Annotated in this window: 7 protein-coding genes and 1 pseudogene; 2 read left to right on the top strand and 6 right to left on the bottom strand. The window is 68.8% G+C overall.

Annotated elements, in window-relative coordinates; translation table 11 throughout:
- The 3 genes and pseudogenes from VGD93_RS10015 to VGD93_RS10005 form a co-directional block, all read right to left on the bottom strand.
- Positions 1-347, bottom strand: a pseudogene (locus tag VGD93_RS10015) (hypothetical protein); the annotation flags it as partial.
- A gap of 288 nt (positions 348-635) precedes the next feature.
- The gene (gene rpmF / locus VGD93_RS10010) at positions 636-818 is read right to left on the bottom strand and encodes a 50S ribosomal protein L32 (protein ID WP_395011628.1); all 183 of its coding nucleotides are present in this window, start codon (positions 816-818) and stop codon (positions 636-638) included.
- A gap of 175 nt (positions 819-993) precedes the next feature.
- Positions 994-1,542, bottom strand: a complete 549-nt coding sequence (locus VGD93_RS10005; RefSeq protein ID WP_395011626.1) for a YceD family protein — start codon at positions 1,540-1,542, stop codon at positions 994-996.
- Between VGD93_RS10005 and VGD93_RS10000 the strand changes: the two genes are divergently transcribed.
- Both VGD93_RS10000 and VGD93_RS09995 read left to right on the top strand, forming a co-directional pair.
- Complete coding sequence (locus tag VGD93_RS10000; RefSeq protein WP_395011624.1) at positions 1,541-2,224, top strand: Maf family nucleotide pyrophosphatase; 684 nt, start codon at positions 1,541-1,543, stop codon at positions 2,222-2,224. The genes VGD93_RS10005 and VGD93_RS10000 overlap by 2 nt on opposite strands.
- Complete coding sequence (locus VGD93_RS09995) at positions 2,221-2,985, top strand: SAM-dependent methyltransferase (RefSeq protein WP_395011622.1); 765 nt, start codon at positions 2,221-2,223, stop codon at positions 2,983-2,985. The genes VGD93_RS10000 and VGD93_RS09995 overlap by 4 nt, the downstream gene beginning before the upstream one ends.
- Positions 2,986-3,043: 58 nt before the next feature.
- Here VGD93_RS09995 and VGD93_RS09990 read toward each other — a convergent pair whose 3' ends face one another.
- From VGD93_RS09990 to VGD93_RS09980, 3 genes are all read right to left on the bottom strand, one after another.
- Positions 3,044-3,346 carry a type II toxin-antitoxin system RelE/ParE family toxin gene (locus VGD93_RS09990; protein ID WP_395011620.1) on the bottom strand — a complete coding sequence of 101 codons (303 nt, stop codon included), beginning with the start codon at positions 3,344-3,346 and terminating at the stop codon, positions 3,044-3,046.
- Complete coding sequence (locus VGD93_RS09985; RefSeq protein WP_395011618.1) at positions 3,343-3,576, bottom strand: addiction module protein; 234 nt, start codon at positions 3,574-3,576, stop codon at positions 3,343-3,345. The genes VGD93_RS09990 and VGD93_RS09985 overlap by 4 nt, the downstream gene beginning before the upstream one ends.
- A gap of 163 nt (positions 3,577-3,739) precedes the next feature.
- Positions 3,740-4,823, bottom strand: a 1,084-nt coding sequence (locus VGD93_RS09980; protein WP_395011616.1) for a DEAD/DEAH box helicase, incomplete at its 5' end; no start/stop codon positions are given.

Below are 4,823 nucleotides of genomic sequence, written 5' to 3'. Positions count from 1 at the left end.
AAGGCGCCGGTGTTGCCCGCCGAGACGCAGGCGTGGGCCGGCGCCCGGCCGTCAGCGTCGGGCTTGACCTGGGTGATCGCCACCCGCATCGACGAGTCCTTCTTGCGGCGCAAGGCGACTTCGATCGGGTCGTCCATCTCGACCACCTCGGTGGCGGCGACGACGGTGCAGCGCGGCCAGGCGGCGGCGGGTGCCAGCGCATCGGCGCGGCCGACGAGGATCAGCTCAGCCTCCGGATGGGCCGCGAGAAAGGCCTCGCAGGCCGGCAGCGTGACCGACGGGCCGTGGTCTCCGCCCATGCAATCGACGGCCAGGCGCATGGGGGGAAGCGACGGGAGGAGGCTCATGTCAGTTTTCCAACCGTTCGCCCTGAGCAGGGGCCTGAGCTTGTCGAAGGCCCCGTGTCGAAGGGGCAGCGCCGGCAGCTTGCCCACGGGGCTTCGACAAGCTCAGCCCGAACGGATGTCGCGGGGCGGACTGCGGGTTTCATTTCAGCGAGGGGACTGCACAGCAATGCATGGAGGCCCATGCCTCAAATGCGAACGCCCGGCACTGCTGGCGCAGGCCGGGCGATGAGGCAGCAGGAACATCGGCCGTGATCGAAACGATGCAACGGCTTCGCCGCGAACCCCGGGTCAGGCGTCGGCCTTGGTCTTCAGGACCTTGCGGCCGCGGTAGAAGCCGGTCGGGCTGATGTGGTGACGCAGATGCGTTTCGCCGGTCGTCGGCTCGACCGCGGTGCCCGGCGTGGCCAGGGCGTTGTGCGCGCGGTGCATGCCACGCTTCGAGGGCGACTTCTTGTTCTGCTGAACGGCCATGGGATTCTCCTGGGTCTCCGGCGGCGGGCGGCACTCCGACATGAGGCCGCGGCGCTCGCGCCGGGAGGTGGGGCTGAACGCCGTCCGGACAGGTATCCGGGCAGGGCGCCAGCCGAAAAGCCTGCAATTCTAACATCACGCGCTCGGGCGGCGGGTTGGGCAGTAAGCCGCCTGGTCAGTTGGGCGGGCCGCGCTTGAGGGCCGCCAACGCCGCGAAGGGGTTCGGCTTGTGCTCCTCCGCATCATCGTCGTCGGGCAGCGGGAGTGGTTGCGGGCACAGCTCGTGGCGCGGCACCAAGGGCATGGCGAGCAGCAGTTCGTCTTCGACAAGGGTCCGCAGGTCGAGCGAGCGCGTCAGCGCCAGCACGTCGTCCTCGGTGTCGGCGTCGAGCTGCGCCGCCGTGTCTTCGCCTTCGACGAAGAGGAAGCTGCGCTCGGCCTGCAGCGGCGTGGCGACCGGTCCCAGGCAGCGCTGGCACACCAGCGACAGCTGGGCCGACGCGCGCAGATGCAGCCAGGTCTGCGGTGCCCCACCGCGCACCGGGCGGCTCTCGCCCTCGGCACGCCAGGCGGCGAGGTCCGTGGCAGCGGGCTTGGCGTCGGCATGTGCCGCGTCGGCCAGGCGATCGAGCGCCGCGAGCGGCCATTCGCCTTCGAGCACCGAGCCCTCCTTGGCGAAGCTTTCCACGTCCAGGTGCCGCGGGTCGGCAGGGCGGGTTTTCATGGGCCTGTTCATGAGGGCGAGTGTACGTTTCGACCCTGTCCGACACGCCAATGCGCACATCGGCGGCAATGGGAGAATCGCCGGCATGACCCTGCCGCCGGCGCCGCTGATCCTCGCCTCCACATCGCGCTACCGGCGCGAGCTGCTCGAACGGTTGCGCCTGCCGTTCGAGGTGCGGTCGCCCGAGGTCGACGAAACTGCTCTGCCTGCCGAAGCACCGGCCGCGATCGCCTCGCGCCTGGCCCTGGCGAAGGCGCACGCGGTGGCGGCACAGGCGCCTGCCGCCGTGGTCATCGGCTCCGATCAGGTGGCCGAACTCGACGGCCGGCCGATCGGCAAACCGGGGACGCATGAACGCGCGGTGGAGCAGCTGCGTTCGATGAGCGGGCGCAGCGTGGTGTTCCACACGGCGGTCGCCGTCGTGCATGCCGGGGCGGGTTTCGAGGCGTCGGTGCGGGTGCCGGTCACCGTGCGCTTCCGTGAACTCAGCGATAGCGAGATCGAGCGCTACCTGCGGCTCGAGCAGCCGTATGACTGCGCCGGTAGCGCGAAATGCGAGACGCTGGGCATCGCCTTGCTGGCGGCCATCGAGTCGGACGACCCGACCGCGCTGGTCGGGCTGCCCCTGATCAAGACCTGCGAGCTGCTGCGCCGGGCCGGGCTCGACGTGCTCTCTGCATGACCGGCACGTTGTATCTGGTGCCCAACACGCTCGACTTCGGCGTGGGCGGCGAAGGCACCCAGGCCTCATTGACCGACGTGCTGCCCGATCGCGCGATCCGCATCGCGGCGCGGCTGCCCTGCTGGGTGGCCGAGAACGCCAAGACGACGCGGGCGTTCCTCAAGCGGGTGGATGCCCTGGTGCCGCTTGCGCAGCCGCTGCAATCGCTGCAGATCGCCGAGCTGCCGCGTCCCAACAAAGGCGGCAAGCCGGGCGCCCCGGTGCCGCCGCTGGATGCCCTGCTCGCGCCCGCATTGGCCGGGCAGGACATGGGGCTCATCTCCGAAGCGGGCCTGCCGGCGATCGCCGACCCCGGCGCCGCGCTGGTTCAGGCGGCGCACCGGCTGGGCGTCAAGGTGGTGCCGCTGTCGGGGCCCAGTTCCTTGCTGCTGGCGCTCGCGGCCAGCGGGATGAACGGCCAGAGCTTCGCATTTGTCGGCTATCTGCCGGTGGACGCCGCCGAGCGAGGCGCCCGCATCCGCGAACTGGAATCCCTGTCGCGGCGGCTCGGGCAGACGCAGATCTGCATCGAGACGCCCTACCGCAACGAAGCCTTGCTAGGCGCGCTGCTCGGCACGCTGGCCGGGCAGACGCGGCTGTCGGTGAGCTGCGGTCTGACGCTGCCGCAGGAGTGGACGCGCAGCGACAGCGTGGCGCGCTGGAAGGCCGCGCCGTCGACCATGCCGAAGGACGTGCCGGCCGTGTTCAGCCTGCTCGGTTGAAGACCTGATTCCACGCCCCAGCCGTGCGCGGCGTTCGCGAAGAAGCGCCCAAGAAGGGTTAGGCCGCGCCGAGTCTTGCTTTCCAGTAGCCTGGCCGTCGGCGGAACCGAGCGACTGCAATGACGAAGACTTCTTGCTCAGAGTGGAGGTACACCAACGAGAACTTGAACTTCTTGTCCAGGATCCGGCGCGTGCCGTGGCTGTAAGGTGAGCCAAGATCCGGCTCTTCGGCCGCGCGAACTTCAGCGGCTTGAACAGCCCTGTCAAAGCGCTCCCCAAGACGAGCGCTGAGGCCCGAGTAGTACTGCACTTCGTGAAGGAAGTCGGCCCGAGCCTCCTCGTGGTATTTGATGAGCCTCACCGCCCGTGGATCAGTCGTGCCGCGGCATGCACATCCTCTGCCGGAATGAGCTGAGCGGTGCCCGCCTTGACCTCACGGACGCGCCGTTCGATCTCGTGGTCCCAAGCTGCCTCAGCCTCGGTTTCGGAGTCTTCTTGCAGCGACTCCAACAGATCCTCAGCGAGCCGAGCGCGATCCTCGGGCGGCAGCGCGCGAGCTCGGGCTGACAGTTCTTCAACGAGGGTAGACATACTCATCTCCAACTTTCGGCTGGACTCGCAGTTTACAGAGGTGGCGCGGGACATCTGGACACGCCTGGGGTCTGTCGAAGTGTCTGCAAACCCGGTGCGGGGCTTCGACAGGCTCAGCCGAACGGTTGGCGAATGCCCGATCTGAGCGCAGCCCCAGCCGCCGTCACTCCGCCTTCTTCGCCCCAAACAGCGCCGCCACCTTGCGCTTGGGCTTGATGTTGGGCGACAAGCCACGCGGCGCCGGAACGGACTCGGCGGACTTGGTCTTTTCCCACGCCGGCTCGGCGGACTCCTTCGCCTCGTAGGGGCGCTCGAAGAACGGATCAGAAGCGGGTTTCGGCGGCGCGTACGCGTAGGTGCTGCGCGGCACGCTCCGGCTCTCCCGGCGATCGTCGTCGTCGCGGCGGACGCGGTCTTCACGCGGCGGACGCCGCGGGCGCTCGTCGTCGAGCTCCAGCGGCTCGAGTTCGATCTTCTTCTTGATCAGCTTCTCGATGTCGCCGATCAAGCGGCTGTCTTCACGGGCGACCAGCGTGATCGCCAGCCCCGAGGCGCCGGCACGGCCGGTGCGGCCGATGCGGTGCACATAATCCTCGGCATTGAACGGCACGTCGAAATTGAAGACGGCCGGCAGGTCGGCGATGTCCAGGCCGCGCGCCGCCACGTCGGTGGCCACCAGCACGTCGACGTCGCCGCGCTTGAACGCGTCGAGCGCCTTCAGCCGTTCGTCCTGCGACTTGTCGCCGTGCAGCGCGTTGGTGCGCAACCCGTCGCGCTCGAACGAACGCGCGAGTCGGGCGCACCCGAGCTTGGAGTTGACGAACACCAGCGCCTGGCCCAGCGAGCGCTCCTTCAGCAGCTTGAGCACCGCGGCGCGTTTCTCATCGGTGGTGACGCTGTAGAAACGCTGCTCGACGTTGGTGGCGGTCGCGTTGGGGCGCGCCACCTCGACCAGCACGGGGTCTTGCAGATAGCTTTCGGCGAGGCGCTTGATCTCGGGCGAGAACGTGGCCGAGAAGAGCAGCGTCTGGCGCTGCTTGGGCAGGTAGCTCAGGATGCGCTGCAGGTCGGGCAGGAAGCCGATGTCCAGCATGCGGTCGGCCTCGTCGAGCACGACGTACTCGACCTGGTTGAGCACCGCGTTCTTGGCCTCGATGTGGTCGAGCAGCCGGCCCGGCGTGGCGATCAGCACCTCGACGCCCTTCTTCAGCTCGGCCGTCTGCGGCTTCATGTCGATGCCGCCGAAC

Source organism: Devosia sp. (genome assembly GCF_036406155.1).
Lineage (GTDB): Bacteria > Pseudomonadota > Alphaproteobacteria > Rhizobiales > Devosiaceae > Devosia_A.
The sequence above is the reverse complement of the archived record's forward strand: the minus strand, read 5'-3'. Positions and strand labels throughout refer to the sequence as shown.